The organism is Amycolatopsis sp. NPDC003731, assembly GCF_053586895.1.
In genome coordinates this window covers 32,068-49,177 of the sequence record NZ_JBSFNC010000002.1, presented here as the reverse complement: position 1 = coordinate 49,177, position 17,110 = coordinate 32,068, and the positions used below count along the sequence as shown (strand labels likewise).

The following is a 17,110-nucleotide window of genomic DNA, read 5'->3' as shown; positions in this document are numbered from 1 at the left end:
GTGGCCGGCACACTGAGGTCGCCTCTCGGCGGCTATGCGCAGTGTGGCTCCAGCCGGACGGTATTCCACAAAGGCGGTTCTTCAGTGAGCCCGGGGGACACGGAGTGCGCCGGCCACATGTTTCAAACGGGGCTCGTGGGGCGATTGTTCCCGAGCCGAAGTAATTCGCCGGGCCAAGGGTGGGATCATGGGTCGCGTGCCAGCGGACGCCGAGGTTGAACCGGGAACGCTCCTGGTCGCCGCCCCCACCATGGTCGACCCCAACTTCCGCCGGACCGTGGTGTTCGTCATCGACCACCGCGAAGAGGGCACGCTCGGCGTGGTCCTGAACCGGCCGAGCGACGTCGCGGTGCACGACGTGCTGCCGAACTGGGGCGGGCACGTCGCCGAGCCGCAGGCCGTGTTCGTCGGCGGTCCGGTCGAGAAGAAAACGGCGTTGTGCCTGGCCGCGCTGCGCACCGGCGAGACAGCGGCGAGCGTGCCGGGCGTGATCGCGGTCCGCGGCCCGGTCGCGCTGGTCGACCTGGACACCGACCCCGAGGCGCTGGTGCCGAAGGTCCGCGGCGTGCGCGTCTTCGCCGGGTACGCGGGCTGGGACTCGGGGCAGCTGGCCGGCGAGATCGAGCGCGACGACTGGGTCATCGTGCCCGCGTTGCCGAGCGACATCCTGGCCTCGCCGGACGGCGACCTGTGGAGCCAGGTCCTGCGCCGTCAGGGCATCCCGCTCGCGCTGCTGGCCACCCACCCGGGCGACCTCCAGCGGAATTAGGCGTCGTCCTTCTTGAAGACCCCGCAGCCGCCGGCGCCGCACGCGCAGCCGCTGCAGCCGGCCGGCGCCGCCGGCGCCGGGGCGGGCACGGTCAGCGCGGCCCGGTTGCCGAGCACGCCACCGCCCATGACCAGCACGAGCATCGCGAGCACGCCCGCGAGCGCGGCGGAGACCAGGCCACCGGTCGTCGGCATGGCCAGCCCGGCCAGCCCGGTGAGCACGGCGATCGCGCCCCCGGCCATGGTCGGCAAGCCCGCGACGCGGTTGGCCAGCTTGAACGCCTCTTCGCTGCGCAGCGCCGCTTCCGTGCGCACCCCGGTGCCGCCCTCGCGCGTCAAGCGCTCGCGGAACCCGAGGAACCCACCAAAACCGACGAGCAGACCCAGCACGACCGGAACCAGCGCGATAGCGAACACGGGGTCAAGGATAAGCGTGACGTCCCGGCAACCTGCCGGATACCCTGATCGACTGTGCTACAGGCCATGTCACCGCGTGTACTGCCGACCGTCCTGACCGCTGCCCTGATCGGGGGAATCCTCGCCGCGACCCCGGCGAGCGCCACCCAGAGTCACCAGCGGCCGATCCGGCTGCTCGGCGAAAAGATCGTCCCCAACGCCCTGCGGTTCCAGGGCACCACGGTCGGCGGCCTGTCCAGCATCGACTACGACCCCCGGACCGGCGGCTACGCGCTGATCTGCGACGACCGGTCGGCGATCAACCCCGCCCGCTTCTACACGGCGACGTTCCCGGTCACCGCCCACGGCGTCGGCGACGTCACCCTCACCGGCACGAAGCCGCTGCTGCGCCCGGACGGCACGCCGTACCCGCCGCTCGCGCAGAACGACCCGGCGAAGCCGCAGAACGAGCAGACGATCGACCCCGAAGAGCTGCGCGTCGACCCGTGGACCGGCGACTACTACTGGTCGCAGGAGGGCGAGCGGACGGCGACGACGCTGATCGACCCGTCGATCCGCGAGGCGCGCCGGGACGGCGAATACGTCCGCGACCTGCCGATTCCCGCCAACGAGAAGATGACGCCGACGGCCGGGCCGCGGCAGAACCTCGTCCTCGAGGGCATCACCTTCACCGGCTTCGGCGCGCTCCTGGCCAGCGAGGTCGAGGGCCCGCTCCTGCAGGACGGTCCCGAGCCGACGACGACCACCGGCGCGCTGTCGCGGATCACCCTGCAGTCGCGGTTCGGCCCGGTGCTGGCGCAGTACGCGTACCCGCAGGAGCCGATTTTCGCGTCACCGGTGCCCGCCGGCGCGTTCGCCACCACCGGCGTCTCGTCCATGCTGGCCGTCGACCAGGCCGACCCGACGAAGTTCCTGATGATGGAGCGCTCGTTCGTCACCGGTGTCGGCAACAAAGTGCGCGTCTACGAGATCGACACGAGCGGGGCGACGAACGTCCTGGATGTGAAGTCGCTGGCCGACGCCAAGCACGTCAAGCCGGTCAAGAAGCGGTTCCTCTTCGACGCCGCCGGCCTCGGCCTGTCCACTGTGGACAACCTGGAGGGGATGACCTGGGGGCCGAAGCTGCCGAACGGCGAGCGCAGCTTGATCTTGGTCAGCGACAACAACTTCTCCGCGACCCAGGTCACCCAGTTCGTCGCACTGGCGGTCCCCTCGGAACGGCTTTGACCAGCAAGTTACGATGAAGGTATGAACACGGCTCGGCTGCTCCTTAGCCTGCCGCGCTGACCGGGCCCGGCCCGGCCGGCGCGGCGACCCCTCATGCCCTGGTGGCTGAGGGGTCGAGTTGTTTCTGGAGTAGCTCGATACGCGAAGGAAGACGGCGATGACCGAGACAACAGGGACCGACGTCCCGGCGCACCGGTATACGGCCGCGCTGGCGGGTCAGATCGAGCAGCGGTGGCAGGACCACTGGGCCGACCAGGGCACCTTCCACGCGCCCAACCCCGTCGGGCCGCTCGCCGTCGAGGGGCAGCCGGTGCCCAGCGACAAGCTGTTCGTCCAGGACATGTTCCCGTACCCGTCGGGCTCCGGCCTGCACGTCGGGCACCCGCTGGGCTTCATCAGCACCGACGTCTTCGCCCGGTACCACCGGATGATCGGGCGGAACGTGCTGCACACGATGGGCTTCGACGCGTTCGGCCTGCCGGCCGAGCAGTACGCGGTCCAGACCGGGCAGCACCCGCGCAAGACGACCGAGGAGAACATCCGGACCTACCTGCGCCAGATCCGGCGCCTGGGCCTGGGCCACGACGAACGCCGTCGCATCTCCACGATCGACCCCGAGTACTACCGCTGGACGCAGTGGATCTTCCTGCAGATCTTCAACTCCTGGTACGACCCGGAGGCGGGCAAGGCGCGCCCGGTCGCCGAGCTGGAGGCCGCCTTCGCCGACGGCACCCGGCCGACGCCGGACGGCCGTGACTGGGCGGCGCTGAGCGCGTCCGAGCGGAAGAAGGTGATCGACGACCACCGGCTGGTGTACATCTCCGAAGCGCCGGTCAACTGGTGCCCGGGCCTGGGCACGGTCCTGTCGAACGAAGAGGTCACCGCCGACGGCCGCAGCGAGCGCGGCAACTTCCCGGTCTTCCGCCGCAACCTGCGGCAGTGGATGATGCGGATCACCGCGTACGCCGACCGCCTGGTCGACGACCTGGACCTGCTGGACTGGCCGGAGAAGGTCAAGTCCATGCAGCGGAACTGGATCGGCCGCTCGCACGGCGCGCGCGTCACGTTCAAGACCGGCGAAGACGCGATCGAGGTCTTCACGACCCGGCCGGACACCCTGTTCGGCGCCACCTACATGGTGCTGGCGCCGGAGCACCCGCTGGTCGACAAGCTGACGGCCGCCGCTTGGCCGGAGGGCGTCGACGAGCGCTGGACCGGTGGCGCGGCGACGCCCGCCGAGGCCATCAAGGAGTACCGCGTCGCCGCGTCGCGGAAGTCCGAGCTGGACCGGCAGGAGAACAAGGAGAAGACCGGCGTCTTCACCGGCGCGTACGCGACGAACCCGGTCAACGACAAGCAGATCCCGATCTTCGTCGCCGACTACGTGCTGATGGGCTACGGCACCGGCGCGATCATGGCCGTCCCCGGCCAGGACGTCCGCGACTGGGAGTTCGCCGAGAAGTTCGGGCTGGACATCATCCGGACCGTGCAGCCGTCGGAAGGCTTCGACGGCAAGGCGTACACGGGCGACGGTCCGGCGATCAACTCCGGCTTCCTGGACGGCATGGACGTCGCCGAGGCCAAGAAGACGATCATCGACTGGCTGTCGGAGAAGGGCGCCGGCACCGGGACCGTGCAGTACAAGCTGCGCGACTGGCTGTTCTCGCGCCAGCGGTACTGGGGCGAGCCGTTCCCGGTCGTCTACGACTCCGATGGGGAAGTGCACGCCGTTCCCGAGTCGATGCTGCCGATCGAGCTGCCCGAGGTCGCCGACTACTCGCCGGTGACGTTCGACCCCGAGGACCGCGACTCGACGCCGTCGTCGCCGCTGGCGCGCGCGACGGACTGGGTCGAGGTCGAGCTGGACCTGGGCGACGGCGTCAAGAAGTACCGCCGCGACATCAACACGATGCCGAACTGGGCGGGTTCCTGCTGGTACCAGCTGCGCTACCTGGACCCGACGAACACCGAGACGTTCTGCGCGCCGGAAAACGAGCAGTACTGGATGGGCCCGCGGCCCGGCGAGTACGGCGCGGACGACACCGGCGGCGTCGACCTGTACGTCGGCGGCGTCGAGCACGCGGTGCTGCACCTGCTGTACTCGCGGTTCTGGCACAAGGTGCTGTTCGACCTGGGGCACGTGACGTCCAAGGAGCCGTACCGGAAGCTGTTCAACCAGGGCTACATCGAGGCGTACGCGTACACCGACTCGCGCGGTGTCTACGTCCCGGCCGAGCAGGTCGAGGAGCGCGACGGGAAGTACTTCTTCGAGAGCGAAGAGGTCACCCAGGAGTACGGCAAGATGGGCAAGAGCCTGAAGAACGTCGTCACGCCGGACGAGATGGCCGAGAACTACGGCGCCGACACCTTCCGGTTCTACGAGATGGCGATGGGCCCGCTGGCCATGTCCCGCCCCTGGGCGACGAAGGACGTCGTCGGCGCACACCGGTTCCTGCAGCGGCTGTGGCGCCTGGTCGTCGACGAGGCGACCGGCGAGCTGCGAGTGTCCACTGAGGACGCTTCGGAGGCCGACCGCAAGGTGCTGCACAAGACCATCGCCGGCGTCCGCGAGGACTACGCGGAGATGCGGTTCAACACGGCCGGCGCGAAGCTGATCGAGCTGAACAACCACGTCACGAAGGTGTACGGCGCGGCCGCGTCGACGCCGCGCGAGCTGGCCGAGCCGCTGGTGCTGATGCTGGCGCCGCTGGCCCCGCACCTGGCCGAGGAGCTGTGGCACCGGCTGGGCCACGCGGATTCGCTGGTGCAGGGCCCGTTCCCGGTGGTGGACGAGAAGTACCTGGTCGAGGACTCGGTCGAGTACCCGATCCAGGTCAACGGCAAGGTCCGCTCCCGGGTGACGGTGCCGGCTTCGGCGTCGCAGGACGAGGTCCAGGCGGCGGCGCTGGCGGACGAGAAGGTCGCGGCGATGGTCGGCGACGGCTCGCCGCGCAAGGTCATCGTGGTACCGGGCCGGCTGGTCAACATCGTCCTGTAGCGCGCTGTCCGAAAGCTGCCGGTGCTTTGCCCCGGTTCTCGATTTGATTGAGCTGTCAACGAAAACGGCTCGACCAAAGGAGAACCGGGGATGACCCTCGACGGCAAGGTGGCGCTGGTGACGGGCGGCAGCCGCGGCATCGGCGCGGCCACGGCACTGCGGCTCGCCGAGGACGGCGCGGACATCGCGCTGACGTACCAGCACAACGGCGCTCGGGCGGCCGAGGTGGTCGAGCAGATCAAGCACCTCGGCCGCCGCGCGCTGGCGATCCAGGCGGATTCGGCGGACGCGACCGCGGTGTCGGCCGCCGTTTCCGCTGCGGTGGCCGAGTTCGGCCGGCTCGACGTCCTGGTGAACAACGCGGGCGTCGGCTTCGTCGGCGCGTTCGGCGAAACCTCGCTGGACGACGTCGACCGCGTGCTGGCGGTGAACGTCCGCGGCGTGTTCGCGACCACCCAGGCCGCGGCCGGCGTCCTGGCCGACGGCGGCCGCGTGATCACGATCGGCAGTTGCGTCACGGACCGCGTACCCGGCCCGGGCATGGCGCTGTACGCGACGAGCAAGGCGGCGATGGTCGGCCTGACCAAGGCGCTGGCCCGCGAGCTGGGCCCGCGCGGCATCACGGTCAACCTGGTCCACCCGGGCCCGACGGACACGGACATGAACCCGGCCGACGGCCCGTACGCGGCGGACCAGCGGGCGCTGACGGCGTTCGACCGCTACGGCTCGCCGTCGGAGGTGGCTTCGGCGGTGTCCTACCTGGCTTCACCCGGCGCCGAGTACGTGACGGCGGCGGTGCTGTCGGTGGACGGCGGCCACGCGGCCTAACCGGAGTAGAGCCCGATTTCCCGCGCCAGGTCGGCGAGCATCGATTCGAACAGGACGTCCGGTTTGGACATCGGGATCGGGTAGTTGCCGAAGACCTCGAGCGTGACGTGCCCGTAGAGCCGGGCCCAGAACTGGATCATCAGGTACGTCACGCCGAGGTCGATCTTTTCGACGGGCACCCCCTGATCGGACTCGACGAGCACGGTGATCAGCGACTCCTGGAAGGTCTTCAGGTCGTCCCGCAGCTCATCGGGCACCCCGCTGGCCGACGGCAGCACGATGTCGTGCCGCGCCAGCACCCGCCCGGCGGCGGCGAGGAAGATCCGCCCGAACGGCTCGTCGACCCGGCTCAGCGCACTCCCCGACGTCGACCCGATCCCCCCGGTCGGCGACGCGAAGACGAGCGTGAATTCCTTCGTGTGGGTGAGCGCCCACCGCCGGAAGCCCTTGCAGATGGCGAACAGCTGCAGCACGCCGTCGTCCGGCAGCTCGGCGATCTCCTCGGCGAGGTCGTCGGCCAGGTCGGCGCAGACGTCCAGCCGCAGGTTCTCGACCAGGTCGTCCCGCGACTCGTAGTACCGGTAGAGCGCGGGCGCGGTGATCCCCAGCTCCCGCGCGATGGCGCGCAGCGTGACCGCCTCCGGCCCCTGCTCGACGAGCAGTTTCCGGGCGGTCCGCCGGATGTCCTGTTCGGTAGCCGCACGCGCGCGACCCCTCCGAGTGGGGTGGCTCATCCGAACAGTCTAGGTGCTTAGTACGACAGATTTTGCATTAACGCGTTCTCGGGGGTAACGAAAGGTGCAGCTCAGGCGCGCGCCTTGAGGTTGGTCAGCACCGTGTCGGCCACGCCCCGCCCGAGCTGGCAGGCGTCTTTCCCGGCCTGGACCGCCGAGTCGCCGATGCTCAGCGAAACCGAGTAGGTGAGGTCGTCCGCGACACCGACGACGATCACGCAGGCCCGGTTGTCGGTCGTTCCGGCGTCCACGTAACCGATCGCCGGATGACCCTGGATCGGCTCCAGGTCGTCCACCCAGCGTTTGGCCTTCGGCTTCACGTTCTTGTACGGAAGGCTCAGGCCTTGACCGGACTTGGTGTCGTAGCCGACCAGAATCCCGGCGGAGGAACCCGAGGCGCTGGACCAGTCGCAGGTGGGGCCCAGTTCGGTGTCGCTCGCTTTCGGGGTTTTCGTTTGCCCGAGGTAGCCCGTGAGTTGTTCGGCCGTCAGTGCCGAGTCGCAAGGATTGCCGTCCAGCACGGCCGCCGGGAGCGGGTTGGCGACCTTCGGTGCCCCGCTGTTCGGCAGCTCCGCGCTGCCGGTCGAGCCGTTGCTGGTCGGCGCGGGGCTCGCCGTGCCGTTCGTCGGGGTCTTTCCCGTGCACGACGTCAGCAAAGCCGCACCCACGACAACTGCGGTGGCGGTCAGGAGAACATGACGGCTCATTCGAGCGACCCCTTGATCGTCTTGGTCGAGTCTGCTGCTTGCTGATCCGCGGCCTCGGTGATCCCGAGGGCTTGCTGCAACCTCCGGATCAGCTCCGTGAGGTAGTTGAACTGGTAGTGCAGGTGGCCCTCGTAATAGGCGCCCGCTTCGTTGATCCCGTTCGGCCCGTTCACCGCCGCTTGGCTGACTGGTTCTTCCGCCGGCGGTGTCGCCGCCATCAAGTAGCGTGCCGATCGCAACTGCTCGGAGAGCGCGTCACGTTGAGTCTTGGCTTTTTCGAGCATCGCGCGCATCTCGGCCGAGCTCATCGCGAACCCCTGCCCACCGGCCGGCGCCGCGCTCGGCAGGTCCGTCGCCCAGAAGCCGATCCCGCTGAAGATCGAGCCCGTCATCGTCCTCCCCCTAACCCGTTCAGGGTCGCGTACAGCACCTCGGCCAGCGCATCCCGGGTCCCCGGCTGGAAGCTGACCATCCGCTCACGCCCCGGGTACACGTACGTCAGCACCCGGCCCGTGCCGGCCACGTCGACCGCGGTGATCGGTGCGCTGCGAGCACCGCTGCGCACGGCGTAGCACTGGTGCACCCCCGTGCGCCGCGCCGCCATCAGCCGGCGTGCCCACGGCAACGGGTCGCGCCCGCGGTCGGCGGTCGGGTCGTCGAGGTCGTACGACTCCTCCACCGCGCGGCCCGAGAACCGCGCCTCCGGGATCGACACCGCCGAGATCCGCGCCGGTGGTACCGGGGGCAGCACGTCGACCAGCGATTCCGCGAGCCGCGACGGCTCCACGACGTCGATCCGGACCGTCTCGTCCTTCCGGATCAGCCGCAGCGCGTCCGGCCCGGAGACGGAGACGAGCACCGTGCCCGATTCGTCCGCTTCGATGTCGCCCAGCCACGCCGTGAACTGGTGGACGCCCTTCGCCAGGACGCGCAGGACGTCCCGGAACTCCCGCGTCAGCGTGCCGCCGGCCGCGAGCCGGAGCGAGGTCAGGACGTCGAGGACCTGCTCGTCGAGCCGCTTGCGGGTCTCGTCGCCGAGCCAGAGGTTGTCGGCGCCGAGGACCGCGGGCGGCCGGCCGTGCCGTTCCCACTCCCACGCGGTGAGCAGGGCCGTCTTGGGCAGGAAGATCACAGCCCGATCACCGGGGGCACCGTCCGCTCGTCGGAGCCGCCGAAGATGCTCTCCGGATCCGCCTCCACCAGGTACGACGCGCGTTGGTGCTCTCCGTCCTCCTCACCCTTGCCGCCCTTGGCCCCGGGGCCCATGCCGCCCATTCCTGGCGCACCCGGCTTGCCCGCCGCGCCGCCGCGGACCGCGCCGGGACGTCCTTCGCCCGGGACGCCGGCCCCGGTCGCCGCGCCCGGACCACGGACACCCGTGCCGGTGCCGCCGCTCCCGCCCGACGACGAACCCGGCCCGAAACCGCCAGGGCCGAAACCGGGACCGAACCCATCACCGGGACCGGAGCCGGGGCCGAATCCCGTCCCCGGCGGCTGGTAACCCGGCGGGTACTGCGTCGCCGACGGCGGCACGTAACCCTGCGCGCGAACACTGTCGTCGACGACGGGCGTGTGCGACCCCGGCGGCAGGACCTGTCCCGGCGGAACGACCTGTCCCGGCGGGGTGACCTGCCCCGGTGGCGTCACCTGCCCCGGAGGCGGCGGCGCGACCGGCGGGTGCACCGCGGGCGGCGGCTGAACCTGCCCGCCGATCGACCGGTCGTCGTCGCCACCGGTTCGCGTCCGCTTGCGAGGCGGCGGCTCGACCGGGTCCTGCACCGTGAACTCGCCGCCGGTGTACTAGCGGAGCTGGCCGTAGTCGATCGTCCGGGCCGCGGTGTTCGAGCTGGACTGCTGCGAATACGCGGTGTACCGCTCGACGTTCTCCTGCGCCTTCCGGTTGTACTGGTTGATCTTGTCTTCGGTGTCGGTGTCCCACGGCGTCGCGACGTCCCAGGCGCTGCGCGTCGGCGGCTGGTCGGTGACGTCCGGGTGCAGCGAGTTCTTCATCTGGTGGAACTGGTCGATCTGCGCCTGGGCCAGCGTCGAGTTGCGGTCCAGCGTCGTGGACGCCGAGGTCGCCGACGCCGTCAACGGCCGGAGCCGCTCCCGTGCCGCGTCCGACGCCCCGCCCGTCCACGCGGATTCCAGACCGGAAGTCAGCTCGCGCGTGCCCTGCTCCAGCCGGCGCTGGTAGGCCGACTGGTCGACGCCCGCCTGGTGCACCTTCTGCAGCGACTCGGTGCCGGGACCGTTCATCACCGCCTGGACCAGCTGAGCGGGTGACAGCCCGGAGGCCTGCGGGTTCGCCGCCCCGGTGCCGGTCTGCGAGCCGACGTAGGCGCCCGCGACCGCGCCGGGCAGCCCACCCGCGAGCAGGCCGACACCCGCGCCGGTCAAGACGTTGCCGAGCCGCTCGCCACCCGACTGGACGGCGTGCGCGATCTCCGACCCGACGTGCTTGGCAGCGTCGAGCATGTCGCCGAACAACCCCACCGAACCGCGCTCCCCTCGCGTTCGATCTCCCCTCTTGCGTCACGCACGATACCCCACCGGTTACCGACGGTGTGGAGAATCGACCGGGTCAGGTGCCCGCACCTGCCACGCGCGCATAGAGGACCGGGAAAACCGGAACTCCCCCGAAACTGTCGGACCGGTGTGCCACACTCGGTGCTCGTACGGCTACTGACGTGAACAGGGGAGGTTCGCGTGTCGAATCCTGAGCAGCTGCTGGCCAGCTTCGACGCCAAGATCGCCGAGGCCAAGCAGCGGGGCGACCGCATGCAGGCCGAGATGGCGGCGGTCTCGGTGTCCGAACGCAGCCAGGACGGCCAGATCGCGGTCGAGGTCAACCACCTCGGCAACCTGGTCGGCCTGGAGATCGGGCACGCGGTGCGGGAGAAGGCGAACCTCGCCGACGAGATCCTGCGCACCGTCCGGCGCGCGCAGAGCAAGCTGGCGGGTGCCGTGCAGGCGGGGATGCCGTCGATCGCGGGCACCGAAACCATGGACGAGCTGGTCCGGCAGCTCCACCACGAATTCCCGGAGCCGGAGCCGCAGGGCTTCGTGGACGGTGGCTACGCGGCGCCCGCGAACGACGGAGCGCGCTTCATCGCCGAGGACGAGCCGCCGGCGCCGAAGCCGAAACCGGCGCCGCCACGTCCCGCGCCCGAGGCAGGCGCCGACGACGACTACTTCAGTGACGGCGACTACCTGCGCTGACCAGGACGACGAGGGAGGGAAGACCGTGACCGACCCGCAGGCGGACATCCGGATCGAGCCGGAGCAGTTGCTGTCCCACGCCAAGAAGCTCGAGCCGCTCGTCGACCGGTTCGCGAAGACGCTGGACGCGGCGGCCCAGGTCGTCGACCCGATGGCGTTCGGCCTCATCGGCCAGGCCTGCGGCCTCGGCGCGCTGTGCGGCGTCGCCCAGACCCTGGGGAGCGACTCCATCGGCCACGCGAAGAACGTGGCCCAGGAGCAGATCGACCGCGTACGCACCTGGTCCCAGCACGTCGACTGGCGCGAGCAGGACGTCAAGGCGAGTTTGGAAGGCATCCACCTTGACTGAGAACGCGTTGGTGACGGAGGCCAAGAAGAAGGTCGACGAAGGGTCGTCGGCGCTCGAAGGCGCCGGGATGGCGCAGGACTTCTGGGACGCGGCGACGAAGGCGGCCGACGGCGACTGGACCGAAGGCCTGCTCAACCTCGGCTTCGGCGCCATGGGCGTGCTGGACTTCCTCCGCGACCCGATCGCCGGCCTGGCGAGCATGGGGCTCGGCTGGCTGATCGAGCACGTCGAATTCCTGCGCGCCCCGCTCGACTGGGTCACCGGGAACCAGGAACAGCTCGACGTCATGCAGGAGACGTGGAGCGGCATCAGCGACGAGATCGACGCCATCGCCAAAGACCTCCTGGAGACCGTGAAGGCGGACAGCGCGGAGTGGCAGGGGCAAGGCGCAGACGCGTACCGCGCGTTCGTCGCCGAACTCGGCGACATGTACTCCGGAGTCGCGGGCGGCGCGAAGGCCGTCTCCGTCCTGATCGACGTCTGCAAGAGCATCCTCAACGTCGTGCGCAGCGTGCTCCGCGACCTGCTCACCGAATGCATCGGCAAGCTGATCAGCATCCTCATGCGGTACCCGGGCCCCGCGGCGCCGGCGGGCCTGGCCGGCGAAGGCACGGCCGAAATCGTCCAGTGCGGGTCGCGGATGTCGGAATGGCTGCAGAAGCTGGTGCGGGCCTTCCAGAAGGGCATCAGCCAGTTCAACCACCTCAGCGGGTTGTTCCGGACGGTCGGCCAGAAGCTGCTCGCCGCGCTGCAGGACGCGGCACGCGCGGCGCCGGGCGTCTTCAAGGACGGGCTCAAGGAACTGCCCAAGGCACTCGGCGAAGAAGCCGGGAAGGAAGCGGGCAAGAAGGCTGCGGGCGCCTACGACGAAGCCGATGAGGAGTACCGCGAGAACCACTACAACGAAAAGAAACCCGACCCGGTCTTCCAGCAGCAGGGTGGCCAGCGGATCTCCGGGTCGATCTAGCGCCGTGGTGTCGACGACTCCCGGCGAGCCGGAGACGGCCGTGGTGCAGGTCCGGCTGCCGATCCACCACCAGCCAACCGTGCTGCGGACGGCCGCCGGGTGCCTGGCGTTCCTCGGCCTCGCGCCCGCCGTCGCGGCCGGACTGCTGGTGTGGGCGCGCAGCCACGACCCGGTCGCGCGCTGGGTGGCGCCCGCGCTCGGCGTGCTCGCGGTGCTGTGCTTCTGCAGCGGGCCGATCATGCGGTGGTACATCCGCCGTCACGGTTCGCTGGTGACGGCGACGGTCGAATTCGGTCCCGACGGGTTCCGGCAGCCACTCGAAGACAAGACGACGCTGGTCCTCCCCTGGGACGACGTCCGCCGCTTCGACTTCCGCGGTGGGCAGCCCGGCGGCCGGGTCGCGCTCGCCGTTTCGCTGGTGGCCGAGGAGGCGATCAAGAACCTGAACCCGGATTGCCGCCACAAGTCCGAAGACGGCTTCATCCTGTCCTCGGCGATGGCCCCGGAGGAGGCCGAAAAGGCATCGGCGGCGATCGAGCGGTACCGCCCCGGCCTCGTCCGGTGGACGTCCAAGAACGTCCGGCGCGGCGGTTTCGGCGTGCCGAACCCGGTGAAACTGCTGGTCAGGCGCTGGAGAGCGGACCAAGTGCGGACGCTCGTCCGCGCCGAGCAGGCTTCCGGCGGCCGGTTACTCGTCCTGTGGGTAGCTTGGCTGGCCGTCATCGCCGACTTCGTGGCGCCGGCCTTCTTCGACATCCCACCCGGCCTTCCGCTGCCGGTCGCCGTGGCGATCTGGGTGCTGCTCTACCTGACGCGCTACCGGGGTCAAACCGGCAAGTTCGTCCTGGCCGCCGACGCGATCACCTGGCAGCCCGAGGAAGGCGAACCGATCAGGGTGCGACGCGCCGACCTCGCCCGGTTGACGGCCGAGCCCTCGGCGAAGCAGGCCACGCGCCAGTACGTCTCGGTGCACGCGATCCTCCGCCGCGGCGAGGAGCGGCAGCTGGCAGCGAAAATCTCCCCGGGCGCGGCCAAGAACGTCATCGCACGAGGGGGCGGGGCGCCGCCGACGCCGATCACTCGGGGGGCTACGTGATCGGCGCCGGCGACCTGATGCCCTGTCCGGCTCGCGCCGGCTGGAGCACCGTCATCACGTCTCGCGTGATGACGCACCTGGAGAGCGGGACCGGTCCGCGAAGTGACGTCCGGGGGACGAGCATCCCCCGATCAGGTGACGGGCATCCGCTGCTCGCATGATTGTCGCACTCAACGCCGGATAAGTTACAAAAACCTTCACTTTCCCCTGGCGTACCCTTCCCGACCTGGTCGGACGGCTTTCGTGGGACAGTGCGGTATGAACTCCGACGTACTCGTTGTGGGATCCGCCAACGCCGACCTCGTCGTCGCCGTGGACCGGCGGCCGGCGGGTGGCGAGACCGTGCTGGGCGGGGACACCGTCCTGTCCCCGGGGGGCAAGGGGGCCAACACGGCGGTCGCGGCGGGCCGGCTCGGCGCGGACGTCGCCCTGCTCGGCGCCGTCGGCGACGATCCCTACGGCCGGCTGCTGCTCGATTCGCTCCGCGCCGCCGGCGTCGACACCGGCTTGGTGCGCACCAGCGAGCGGCCGACCGGCATCGCCTACATCACCGTCACCCCGGATGGCGAAAACTCGATCCTCGTCTCCCCCGGCGCCAACTCCAGCCTGGAGCCCGCCGACGTCGACGCCGTCTTCGACGGGGTCGAAATCATGGTCGCCTCGCTGGAGGTGCCGCTCCCGACCGTCGAGCACGCCGTCGCACGAGCCGCCGAACGGGGCGTGCGCGTGCTGCTGAACCTCTCGCCCGCGGCCAAGCTCTCCCCGGAGACGCTGGCCAAGCTCGACGTCCTGCTGGTCAACGAGCACGAGGCCGCCTGGCTCACCGGGCCCGGCGCGGACTTCCGGCAGCTGCTCGACCTCGGCCCGCGAGCGGCCGTCGTCACGCTGGGCGCGGCCGGCGCCGTGGTCGTCGAAGCCGGTTCGGTGAGCCAGGTCGAGTCGCCGAAGGTCGAAGCCGTGGACACCACCGGAGCCGGGGACGCCTTCGCGGGCGCGCTCGCCGCGTCGCTCGCCGATGGCGCCGACCTGGTCTCCGCGGCGAAGCGAGCGGTCCGCGTCGCGGCGTTCAGCGTGACGCGGCCCGGGGCTCAGCCGTCCTACCCGACCGCCGCCGACCTGGGGGAATGATCACCCGGACGCCCGTGTTGCACGTCACATGGGCGACTCGTTCGGCTCGGCCTGGTGGCGCGGCTACGCGGCTCAGCTGCGGGCGATCGCGGACGCACGCCGTCCCGACCGGCTCGCGATCATGCCGCTCGACGAAACCCTCAAGGCGCTCGGCAAGCAGACCGAGCTCGACGAAGGCGTCTACGACGTGCCGGTGGAAGGGATCGTCGGCACGGTCGCCCGCGCCGGGGACTTCGACCGCGAGTTCCGGCCGCGCAACCGCGCGCTGCGCGACCGCTGGGAACACCTGACGCGGACGTCGGCGGACCTCCCGCCGGTGCGGCTCGTGCGGCTCTCCGACATGTTCTTCGTCGAGGACGGCCATCACCGCGTCGGCATCGCGCGCGCCCGCGGCGCCCGGACCATCCGCGCGCGGGTCCGCTGGATCAGCACGGTCGCCTGCGCGTTGCGCTGCCTGACGCTCGCCGACCTGCCGTCGAAGACCGCCGAGCGGATGTTCCTCGAGCGCGTCCCGCTGCCCGACGACGTCCGGCTCGGGCTGTGGCTCGACGACCCGGCCGACTGGTTCCGGCTCGCCGACTCGGCCGAGGCCTGGGGTTTCCGCCGTATGCTGGCCGGACGGCCCGTCCGCAGCCGCGGCGAATTGGCCGACTCCTGGTGGCACGAGGAGGTCCGGCCGGTGCTCGAACAGGTACGGCAGCGCGGTTTGTGCCCGCCACCACGAGATATCCAGGCCTACCTGAGCTATGGTCTAGACCATGCCTGAGTTTGCCGCCGCCGTGCCCGAGCCTGCTGCCGCCTCCGCGGGAACCCTGTCCGGGGTCGCCGTCAGCCCTGGCCGCGCCAGCGGTCCCGTCGTCCGGGTCGCGGAGCCGCTCGGCGAGCCCGCCGCCACGCCCGCCCCGGCCGATCCGGCCGCCGAAGCCGCGCGGATCGCCCCCGCGGCCGCGACCGTCGCCGGCCGGCTGGAGAAGCAGGCCGAGACCGCCACCGGCGAGGCGGCGACGATCCTGATCACCACCGCGGCGATGGCGGCCGACCCGGCACTGGCGTCCCAGGCCGAAACGCTGGTCAAGACGCAGGGGCTGCCCGCCGCGCGCGCCGTCTACCAGGCCGCCGAGGGCTTCGCCGAAGCGCTGGCCGCGGCCGGCGGCTACATGGCCGAGCGCGTCCGCGACGTCCGCGATGTCCGGGACCGGCTGATCGCCGAGCTGCTCGGCATCGCGCCGCCGGGGGTGCCCGAGCTGGCGTCGCCGAGCGTGCTGGTCGCCCGTGACCTCGCCCCGGCCGACACCGCCGGCCTCGACCCGGCGAAGGTGCTCGCCCTGGTCACCGAAGAAGGCGGCCCCACCAGCCACACCGCGATCCTGGCGCGAGCGCTGGGCATCCCGGCCGTCGTGGCGGTGCGCGGGCTGCTGGCCCTGGACGCGCAAGCGCTTGCGGTCGACGGCGACACGGGCACGGTCGAGGTCGCGGACCCGTCGGCCCCGGTCGTCACGGCCACGGTGGCCCACCTCGCCGAGTGGAACGGCACGGGAGCGACGGCCGACGGCCACCGCGTGAAGGTCTACGGCAACGTCGGCTCCCCGGCCGACGCCCAGGCCGCGGCGGACGCGGGTGCCGAAGGGGTGGGCCTGTTCCGCACCGAGTTCTGCTACCTGGACGCCGCGGACGAGCCATCGGTGGCCGACCAGCGCGCGGCGTACACGGCGGTGCTGTCGCCGTTCCGCGGCAAGCCGGTGATCGTGCGGACCCTGGACGCGGGCGCCGACAAGCCCCTGGCGTTCCTGTCCCCGGAGGCCGAGCCGAACCCGGCGCTGGGCGTGCGGGGCTTGCGCGTGGCATTCGACCGCCCCGAGGTACTGGACCGCCAGCTCGAGGCCATCGCCGGCGCGGCGGAGGACTCGGGCGCCGAGGTTTCGGTGATGGCCCCGATGGTGGCAACGGTCGAGGAAGCGGCCTGGTTCGCAGCGCGCGTACGCGCGGCCGGCATCGCTCGCGCGGGCGTGATGATCGAGATCCCGGCGGCGGCGCTGAGCGCCCGCGAAATCCTGGACGCGGTGGACTTCGTCTCGGTGGGAACGAACGACCTGGCCCAGTACACGTTCGCGGCGGACCGCCAGCTGGGCGCGGTGGCCAAGCTGAACGACCCGTGGCAGCCAGGCCTGTTGCGCCTCCTGAAGCTGATCGGCGACGCGGCCAAGCAAACGGGCAAACCGGCCGGCGTCTGCGGCGAAGCGGCGGCCGACCCGAGGCTCGCCCTGGTCCTGGCGGGCTTGGGCCTGACGAGCTTGTCGATGAACGCTCCGGCGGTCCGAGCGGTGGGAGCAAGCCTGGCGACGGCAACGCTCGCAGAGTGCGAGGCCCTGGCAGAGGCAACGCTGGCAACGTCCGACCCGACATCCGCCCGCGCGGCGGCTCGCCCCTGAGCACCTGATATCGGACGCCGACCTGGCCGCACGCATATTGCGGCCAGGTCGCCCCGGCGGTGGTCGCCTCTCTTGAGCCGCCGCCCGGCTCACCCGGCCGCGCCCACCCGGCCAGCCGCGCCCGCCCGCCCGGCTGCGCCGATCCGCCCGGTCTGCCGCGCCCACCCGGCCTGCCGCGCGGCCGGCCCGCCGCGCCGCCCGGCCCGGCCGGTCAGCCCGACCTGCCGCCCTGCCTGCGGC

At 71.1% G+C, this 17,110-nt stretch carries 18 protein-coding genes; 11 read left to right on the top strand and 7 right to left on the bottom strand.

All coding sequences use genetic code 11. The features are described 5' to 3' along the window. Positions 1 to 187 precede the first annotated feature (187 nt). Entirely contained in the window at positions 188 to 769 is a 582-nt protein-coding gene (locus ACWDN5_RS01330) for a YqgE/AlgH family protein (protein ID WP_176173866.1), read from the top strand. Here the strand turns inward: ACWDN5_RS01330 and ACWDN5_RS01325 are convergent. Next, entirely contained in the window at positions 766 to 1,185 is a 420-nt protein-coding gene (locus ACWDN5_RS01325) for an SdpI family protein (protein ID WP_310968375.1), read from the bottom strand. The two genes, ACWDN5_RS01330 and ACWDN5_RS01325, sit on opposite strands and share 4 nt — an antisense overlap. A gap of 66 nt (positions 1,186 to 1,251) precedes the next feature. Here ACWDN5_RS01325 and ACWDN5_RS01320 point away from each other — a divergent pair, with 66 nt between their 5' ends. The 3 genes from ACWDN5_RS01320 (at position 1,252) to ACWDN5_RS01310 (ending at position 6,238) form a co-directional block, all read left to right on the top strand. Then, entirely contained in the window at positions 1,252 to 2,412 is a 1,161-nt protein-coding gene (locus ACWDN5_RS01320; RefSeq protein ID WP_449673815.1) for an esterase-like activity of phytase family protein, read from the top strand. Positions 2,413 to 2,569: 157 nt separating this feature from the next. Next, positions 2,570 to 5,410 carry a leucine--tRNA ligase gene (leuS, locus tag ACWDN5_RS01315; RefSeq protein WP_449673814.1) on the top strand — a complete coding sequence of 947 codons (2,841 nt, stop codon included), beginning with the start codon at positions 2,570 to 2,572 and terminating at the stop codon, positions 5,408 to 5,410. Between the two features lie 90 nt (positions 5,411 to 5,500). After that, entirely contained in the window at positions 5,501 to 6,238 is a 738-nt protein-coding gene (locus tag ACWDN5_RS01310; protein WP_449673813.1) for a 3-oxoacyl-ACP reductase family protein, read from the top strand. Here ACWDN5_RS01310 and ACWDN5_RS01305 read toward each other — a convergent pair. From ACWDN5_RS01305 to ACWDN5_RS01280, 6 genes are all read right to left on the bottom strand, one after another. Next, positions 6,235 to 6,972: a TetR/AcrR family transcriptional regulator gene (locus ACWDN5_RS01305; RefSeq protein ID WP_086851640.1), complete on the bottom strand. Its 738-nt coding sequence runs from the start codon at positions 6,970 to 6,972 to the stop codon at positions 6,235 to 6,237. The two genes, ACWDN5_RS01310 and ACWDN5_RS01305, sit on opposite strands and share 4 nt — an antisense overlap. A gap of 71 nt (positions 6,973 to 7,043) precedes the next feature. After that, positions 7,044 to 7,679 carry a DUF3558 domain-containing protein gene (locus ACWDN5_RS01300; protein WP_449673812.1) on the bottom strand — a complete coding sequence of 212 codons (636 nt, stop codon included), beginning with the start codon at positions 7,677 to 7,679 and terminating at the stop codon, positions 7,044 to 7,046. After that, entirely contained in the window at positions 7,676 to 8,071 is a 396-nt protein-coding gene (locus ACWDN5_RS01295) for a hypothetical protein (RefSeq protein ID WP_449673811.1), read from the bottom strand. Before ACWDN5_RS01295 ends, ACWDN5_RS01300 begins: the two co-directional genes overlap by 4 nt. After that, complete coding sequence (locus ACWDN5_RS01290; protein ID WP_449673810.1) at positions 8,068 to 8,811, bottom strand: ESX secretion-associated protein EspG; 744 nt, start codon at positions 8,809 to 8,811, stop codon at positions 8,068 to 8,070. The genes ACWDN5_RS01295 and ACWDN5_RS01290 overlap by 4 nt, the downstream gene beginning before the upstream one ends. After that, the gene (locus ACWDN5_RS01285; RefSeq protein WP_449673809.1) at positions 8,808 to 9,458 is read right to left on the bottom strand and encodes a hypothetical protein; all 651 of its coding nucleotides are present in this window, start codon (positions 9,456 to 9,458) and stop codon (positions 8,808 to 8,810) included. The genes ACWDN5_RS01290 and ACWDN5_RS01285 overlap by 4 nt, the downstream gene beginning before the upstream one ends. A gap of 21 nt (positions 9,459 to 9,479) precedes the next feature. Next, complete coding sequence (locus tag ACWDN5_RS01280) at positions 9,480 to 10,175, bottom strand: hypothetical protein (RefSeq protein WP_449673808.1); 696 nt, start codon at positions 10,173 to 10,175, stop codon at positions 9,480 to 9,482. A 213-nt stretch (positions 10,176 to 10,388) separates the two neighbouring features. On the opposite strand from ACWDN5_RS01280, the gene ACWDN5_RS01275 reads away from it, so the two are divergent. The 7 genes from ACWDN5_RS01275 (at position 10,389) to ptsP (ending at position 16,870) form a co-directional block, all read left to right on the top strand. Beyond that, positions 10,389 to 10,901: a YbaB/EbfC family nucleoid-associated protein gene (locus tag ACWDN5_RS01275; RefSeq protein ID WP_449673807.1), complete on the top strand. Its 513-nt coding sequence runs from the start codon at positions 10,389 to 10,391 to the stop codon at positions 10,899 to 10,901. A 25-nt stretch (positions 10,902 to 10,926) separates the two neighbouring features. Continuing rightward, on the top strand, positions 10,927 to 11,250 hold the full coding sequence (locus tag ACWDN5_RS01270; RefSeq protein ID WP_449673806.1) for a hypothetical protein: 324 nt from the start codon (positions 10,927 to 10,929) through the stop codon (positions 11,248 to 11,250). Further along, complete coding sequence (locus tag ACWDN5_RS01265) at positions 11,243 to 12,217, top strand: WXG100 family type VII secretion target (protein WP_449673805.1); 975 nt, start codon at positions 11,243 to 11,245, stop codon at positions 12,215 to 12,217. Before ACWDN5_RS01270 ends, ACWDN5_RS01265 begins: the two co-directional genes overlap by 8 nt. 7 nt (positions 12,218 to 12,224) lie before the next feature. Further along, complete coding sequence (locus ACWDN5_RS01260; RefSeq protein WP_449673804.1) at positions 12,225 to 13,313, top strand: hypothetical protein; 1,089 nt, start codon at positions 12,225 to 12,227, stop codon at positions 13,311 to 13,313. A gap of 258 nt (positions 13,314 to 13,571) precedes the next feature. Next, on the top strand, positions 13,572 to 14,441 hold the full coding sequence (locus tag ACWDN5_RS01255) for a ribokinase (protein WP_310968387.1): 870 nt from the start codon (positions 13,572 to 13,574) through the stop codon (positions 14,439 to 14,441). Between the two features lie 28 nt (positions 14,442 to 14,469). Continuing rightward, complete coding sequence (locus ACWDN5_RS01250) at positions 14,470 to 15,207, top strand: hypothetical protein (protein WP_449673803.1); 738 nt, start codon at positions 14,470 to 14,472, stop codon at positions 15,205 to 15,207. Beyond that, positions 15,200 to 16,870, top strand: a complete 1,671-nt coding sequence (gene ptsP / locus ACWDN5_RS01245) for a phosphoenolpyruvate--protein phosphotransferase (RefSeq protein WP_449673802.1) — start codon at positions 15,200 to 15,202, stop codon at positions 16,868 to 16,870. The genes ACWDN5_RS01250 and ptsP overlap by 8 nt, the downstream gene beginning before the upstream one ends. The last annotated feature ends 240 nt before the right edge of the window (positions 16,871 to 17,110 follow it).